We start from the raw sequence: 6,257 nt of genomic DNA, 5'->3' as shown, positions 1-6,257 counted from the left end.
AGAGCTTTGTTAACCTTTTGGAACCGCCGTATGCGGACCCGCATGTACGGTGGTGTGAGAGGACGGGGGCTTGCCGCCCCCTCCTACTCGATTTGCACTCGTTTCTCATAAATCTGCGGGGCCTTGCATAATTTGTACAGTAGGGGAAGGAGGATTGCCTCATATGAGCCGGTTTGCCCGGAAAATCCGTAAATGGACGGTCGATGCGCTCGACCTGCCCAGTGATCTCGTATTTGATCTGCCCAGGCTCACCTTAATTGGCGGTCGGCAGCTTTACATAGAAAATCATCGGGGCGTGATTCACTTCTCTGCCGAGGTGTTGCAGCTGGCACTTCGTCAAGGGACTTTGGAAGTAGAGGGACAGGACTTGGTGATCAAGGCAATTATGCCTGAAGAGGTGGTCGTGGAGGGCCGAATCTTTGGGATTAAATATCGTGAAACGGAGGAATAACCCGTGAAATCATCCATTCTTTCTTTAGTCCGAGGCGTCGTTACCATCACAGTTCGCGGAGAGTCGCTTGAAGGGTTTGTCAATGAGCTGTCCAAGCAAGGGATCGGCGTGTGGGATGTCAAGCCTTTGTCTGAAGGGCGGATGAACATGAAGCTGCCGCTTGCTGACTTCTTTCGCTTGCGGCCGCTGTTGAAAGGGACAGGCTGTCGTATGAGAGTACGCCATCGCTCGGGTTTGCCGTTCATGTTGGCTAAGCTATGGAAACGTAAGGGATTTATCGCAGGCATTGCGATGTTCCTTGTGGTTGTAATCGGCTTGTCTTCACTTGTATGGGACATCGAGGTGAAAGGCAATGAGTTGATTCCTACGGAGGACGTGCTTCAGGTGGCGAAGCAGGAAGGAGTATATCCATTTCAATGGATTTTTCGCTTGCCCGAGCAGGACAAGCTATCGGCAACCCTGACACGCAAGCTGCCTGGCGCTTCCTGGGTGGGGGTGACACGAAGTGGTACCCGGATTACGATTCAATTGGTAGAATCAACTCGGCCGAAGGAGCAGGCGCTCCGTAATCCAAATCACTTGGTTAGCAAACATGATGCTGTTATTACGCATATTTATGCGGAGAAGGGACAACCCGAAGTAGGCAAGCATGATCGGGTGAAGAAAGGCCAGGTGCTTGTATCCGGAATTCAAGGCGGAAAGGCTGTGGTATCCAAGGCGGAAATCCGCGGCCTGGTCTGGCATGAATATAAGATTGAGGTGCCGCTGGTGTATAAACAAAAGGTATATACCGGCGAACGCAAGCAACGCGGTTATTTATATTTTGGCCAGACGGCTGTTCAGTTAACGGGATACGGAAAGGTTCCCTTTGCCCAAGCAGAAACGTTGACCGAACTGGACCCGTTAACCTGGCGCAGCTTCAAGCTGCCGGTAGGCTGGATGTCGGAAAAAATCATGGAAACGACAGTAATGGAATTAAAGCGTACAGAAGAGCAGGCCAAACAGCAGGGAATCGAGCGGGTGAAACGCGATATTTTGGCTAAATATGGGGTCGATAGCGTTATTATGAACCAAAAAATTTTGCATGAGAAGACGGACAATGGTAAAGTTTATATGAAAGTGCATTTCGAAGTAGAGCAAAATATTGCTGAAGAGGTGCCGATAGTAAAAGATCAAGGAGAATGAGTCTATTTGTCGGAACAACTGGTGAACCTTAAATTATCGCTTCAGAGTGCGGCTGAAGGACTTTCTTTGTTCGGCCCTCAGGATGTTTTTTTGAAATTAATCGAACAGCATATGCAAGCGAATATTGTTTTGCGGGAATCCGAAATTGTGATTCGCGGGGAGCAATGTGAGGCAGAGAAGGCGGAGCAGTTGTTTGCGGTGTTGCTCCAATTAATTCGGAACGGCTATATTCTGACCGAAAGAGATGTGCTTTATGCCATTGAATTGGCCAAGGATTTCCGGGTCGATCAACTGCTGGATTTATATAAAGGTGAAATTGCCGTTACATACCGTGGCAAGCCTATCCGGGTGAAAACGATTGGTCAGAAGCATTACGTGACAACGATCAAGAAACGTGATATCGTCTTCGGCATCGGGCCGGCTGGAACGGGGAAAACCTACCTTGCCGTTGTTTTGGCGATCACAGCGCTCAAGGAGGGTTCCGTCAAGCGGATTGTCCTGACTCGCCCTGCCGTAGAGGCTGGTGAGAGCCTTGGCTTTCTCCCGGGCGATCTGCAAGAGAAGGTAGACCCTTATTTGCGGCCGCTTTATGATGCGTTATACGATGTCATGGGACTGGAGCAGACGGCCAAGGCACTGGAACGTGGATTGATTGAGATTGCACCGCTCGCATATATGCGTGGACGGACATTGGACGATTCATTTATTATTTTGGATGAAGCGCAGAACACCACGCCGGAGCAAATGAAAATGTTCTTGACCCGTCTTGGCTTTGGGTCCAAAATGGTGATTACCGGCGACGTAACGCAAATCGATCTGCCCAAGGGGAAGAAATCCGGGCTTGTTGAGGCAAAGACGATCTTAAGCGGGATTGAAGAGATTGGATTTGTGCATTTTGACGAATCCGACGTTGTTCGCCACTCGCTGGTGCAGAAAATTATCGTTGCCTACGATCGTGCTGCCGAAAATCAAGGGTAAGCTGCGGCATTGGCCAGAGGTTTGCTTTGTTTAGGAGGGCTGTCTTTATGACAAATCACGATCAGCAAAAGAAAAAAACGTTTACGCCCAAAATTACGGGGTGGAAACATAGTGTAGCGGTACGCTATGCTCTGTTTGTGTTGCTTGTTATTATGCTATATGTCAGTCTGGCCCCCAAGCTGCTTCCGGAAACCTATGATATTGCGGTAGGCATGCCAAGCGACAAAGAAATATTGGCGCCTATGGACATTCCGGATACCAAGGCTACGCTGAAGGCGCAGGAGGAAGCGGCTGAGAAGGAAGGCCAGGTTTTTACGATTCTTCCTCTTCGCAATGAAGTATTGGTGGGGCAAATGCTTGATCGGATTTTCCGCTTGAATCAGGATGATCAAGTGTCTGTAGATGACAAGATCAAGATTTATCGAGAGGAATTGCCACAGCGTGTCAAGGATCATGTTCAGAATTTTATTATGAACAATCGCAATTCCAGTACATATTCCGCTACGCTCTTTGAAGAGGTTACACAACGAGTTGATGAGCAGCAATATCACATTTCAGAGGAAACCTTTATCAAGATTCCACGCCTGACGGCGGAGGATATCAATGAGATGAAGCCGGTTGCTGCAGATATCGTTGCCAGACTGACCGCAGATCCGATTGTGGAGGCCCAGGCCGCACGGGCCAAGGTAGCCGAGATGGTGAGTACAAGCTCGCTGAGCAAGCGGACCTCACGTGAAGTTGTACAAGAACTGGCTCGCCTTTCCATTACCGCTAACAAATTTTACGATGAAGAGGCGACGAAGGCAGCGAAGGTAGAAGCACGCGAGAACACGCCAACCGTTTATATCAAGCAAGGGGATGTACTTGTCGGCAAGGGTGAGAAAATTACCCAGGAAATGTACACGTTGCTGGAAAAAAACGGACTGCTGAAGGATGAAGTGGATTACTCGCCGCAATTTGGTCTGGCGCTGTTTTCGCTCTTGATGGCTACCGGACTCATCATGTATATCCGTCAGTCGGAGGGGGCCAGTCGGTTCAAGTATAACAACTCACAGTTTGTGATGTTGTTATTGATTATTTTAATCACCATCTCCTCCATGCATGTCATAAATATTTTGCAGAATGAGCAGCGGTCATATATCGGCTATTTGGCTCCGATTGCTACCGGAGCTATGCTGATTACCTTGTTGCTGGATTTGCCGCTGGCCTATATCTGCTCAATTTTGTTCAGCATTCTGGCAAGTATTATTTTGAATCAGCGGCAGAACGAAATCTTTGATTTTCAATTTGGCTTTTTCGCTTTTGTGATTTCGTTTGCTTCCATCTTTGCGATTCATCGGGCAAGCCAGCGTTCCTCACTGCTTAAGGCGGGGATTATGATTTGTCTGTTCGGTTCATTATCGATCTTTACGATGCTGTTGATCGGGAATAAGGACTGGACGCAGGAGAGCACTTTATATGCTTTGGGCTTCTCCATTGCGGGCGGCCTGCTGACCACCATTCTGGTCATCGGTCTGATGCCATTCTTTGAAGCATCCTTTGGCATTCTTTCCGCGCTTAAGCTCGTAGAACTGTCGAATCCGAACCATCCGCTGCTTCGCAAGCTGCTGACGGAAACGCCGGGAACGTATCATCATAGCGTTATGGTCGGTAATTTGTCTGAGGCGGCTGCGGAAGCGATTGGCGCTAATGGCCTGCTCTGCCGAGTAGGATCTTATTATCACGATATCGGCAAGACGAAGCGGCCGAGCTACTTTATTGAAAATCAGAACAATATGGAAAATCCGCATGATTTTATCGATCCGAAGCTAAGTAAATCGATTATTATCGCCCATGCCCGGGATGGCGTGGAAATGCAGAAGGATTATAAATTGCCGAAGCCGATTCGGGATATCGCCGAGCAGCACCACGGAACAACGTTCTTGCACTATTTCTATCATAAGGCGTTGCGGCTGGCGGAGGAGCAAGGGGTGGAGCCTGATTTTACCGAGGAAGATTTCCGTTACCCGGGTCCCAAGGCACAATCCAAGGAAGCCGCTGTGGTTGGCATCGCTGACAGTGTGGAAGCCGCGGTACGATCGTTGCGCAAGCCTACGGTGGAGCAAGTAGAATCGATGATTGAGAAAATTATCAAAAGCCGTCTTGATGACCATCAATTTAATGAATGTGACTTGACGATGAGAGAGCTTGATTTGATTGCTCAAACGTTGAAAGAAACGGTAATGGGGATCTTCCACTCTCGAATTGAATATCCGGAGGAAATGAAGAAGCAAAAGAAGAACGAGGAGAAAGACGGGGGGCAGAAGCTAAAATGAGCCTGGAACTGGCTTGGAGCAATGAGCAGAATAAGATAGAGATCGATGAGCGTCTGATTGATCTGCTCAATAAAGCGTTGCAAATTGCCGCTGAGGCGGAAGGTATTACAGAAGGTGAAGTCGCGTTGACCTTTGTGGATGACGAGGCTATTCATGAATTAAATCGCGACTACCGGGGAATCGACCGACCCACCGATGTGCTCTCATTTGCCATGAATGAATCGCAAGATGACGAATTGGAAATTGTATACGAACTGGAAGAAGGCGAGGAAGTGGCTGGGTTGACCGATGTGCTGGGGGATATCATTATCTCAGTGGACCGGGCCAAGTTGCAAAGTGAAGATTATGGGCACTCCCTGGAACGGGAAATCGGTTTTTTATTTGTTCATGGCTTCTTGCATTTGATTGGATATGATCATCAGGATGCCGAGAGCGAAGCGGAAATGATGGGCAAGCAAGAAGCGGCATTGGCCAGCGTCGGGTTGACGCGCTGATGAAACCGGACCGCCACTGGAGCTCAACCTTTCGTTATGCGCTGGAGGGGATTGTATCTTCCCTCAGAACTCAACGTAACTTAAGAGTCCATTGTGTAGTTGCGGTGCTGGTAATTATTGCTTCTATCGTTTTATCCTTGCCTGTTAAAGATGTTGCGGTGCTGCTGTTGGTTATCGCGTTGGTCATTTCGCTGGAACTGGTAAATACGGCTATTGAGGCGGCAGTGGATTTAGCCGAGCCGAAATGGCATCATTTAGCGAAGATTGCCAAGGATGCTGCAGCCGGAGCTGTGCTGGTTGCTGCGGTTTTTGCCGTAGTGATCGGCCTTCTGTTATTTTATGAACCGGTAACCCGCCTGCTGGGGTTGTGAGGAGAGGGAGAAATCCATGGATGATGTTCAATTAATTGAGGAAGCGATACAAGCTCGCAAGGCGGCATATATTCCTTACTCTGGTTTTGGTGTAGGGGCTGCCTTGCTGGACGAAAATGGCAGGATTCATCGCGGCTGCAATGTAGAAAATGCCGCTTATAGTCCAACCAATTGTGCCGAGCGCACCGCTCTGTTCCGAGCTATCGCTGACGGTCATCGTCCGGGAACATTTCGTGCGTTGGCGGTGGTAGGAGATACAGACGAACCCATTGCGCCGTGTGGTGTTTGCCGACAGGTGCTACTAGAACTATGCGGGCCGGATATGCCGGTAATTTTGGGCAATCTTAAGGGGGATATCCGCCGAACGACAGTAGGAGAACTGCTGCCTTACGCGTTTGCTCCGTCCCATCTGGACCAGCCTCAACCTTAAAAAGTGTTCAAAAAAGTCATCATGCACTCAAAG

7 protein-coding genes are annotated in these 6,257 nt (G+C 49.0%); all 7 read left to right on the top strand.

Annotated features, from left to right (window positions below; all coding sequences use genetic code 11):
• Positions 1-163 precede the first annotated feature (163 nt).
• The 7 genes from yqfC to C557_RS0118145 are packed head-to-tail and all read left to right on the top strand — an operon-like array spanning position 164 to position 6,224.
• Positions 164-451 (top strand): sporulation protein YqfC, encoded by a 288-nt coding sequence (gene yqfC, locus C557_RS0118175; RefSeq protein WP_018753312.1) that lies wholly within the window; start codon positions 164-166, stop codon positions 449-451.
• A gap of 3 nt (positions 452-454) precedes the next feature.
• Positions 455-1,636 (top strand): sporulation protein YqfD, encoded by a 1,182-nt coding sequence (gene yqfD, locus C557_RS0118170; protein ID WP_018753311.1) that lies wholly within the window; start codon positions 455-457, stop codon positions 1,634-1,636.
• Positions 1,637-1,642: 6 nt separating this feature from the next.
• A complete protein-coding gene (locus C557_RS0118165; protein ID WP_018753310.1) occupies positions 1,643-2,614 on the top strand; it encodes a PhoH family protein in 972 nt (323 codons plus the stop codon).
• Positions 2,615-2,661: 47 nt separating this feature from the next.
• Positions 2,662-4,929 (top strand): HD family phosphohydrolase, encoded by a 2,268-nt coding sequence (locus tag C557_RS0118160; protein ID WP_018753309.1) that lies wholly within the window; start codon positions 2,662-2,664, stop codon positions 4,927-4,929.
• Entirely contained in the window at positions 4,926-5,423 is a 498-nt protein-coding gene (gene ybeY, locus C557_RS0118155; protein ID WP_018753308.1) for an rRNA maturation RNase YbeY, read from the top strand. Before C557_RS0118160 ends, ybeY begins: the two co-directional genes overlap by 4 nt.
• Positions 5,423-5,794, top strand: coding sequence for a diacylglycerol kinase family protein (locus C557_RS0118150; protein ID WP_018753307.1), 372 nt, complete (start codon positions 5,423-5,425; stop codon positions 5,792-5,794). The genes ybeY and C557_RS0118150 overlap by 1 nt, the downstream gene beginning before the upstream one ends.
• Positions 5,795-5,810: 16 nt before the next feature.
• Positions 5,811-6,224, top strand: a complete 414-nt coding sequence (locus C557_RS0118145; protein ID WP_018753306.1) for a cytidine deaminase — start codon at positions 5,811-5,813, stop codon at positions 6,222-6,224.
• Positions 6,225-6,257: the final 33 nt, after the last annotated feature.

It is taken from the genome of Paenibacillus sanguinis 2301083 = DSM 16941, from assembly GCF_000374825.1.
In the GTDB taxonomy this organism is placed as follows: domain Bacteria; phylum Bacillota; class Bacilli; order Paenibacillales; family Paenibacillaceae; genus Fontibacillus; species Fontibacillus sanguinis.
This window is presented reverse-complemented; position numbering and strand designations above follow the sequence as displayed.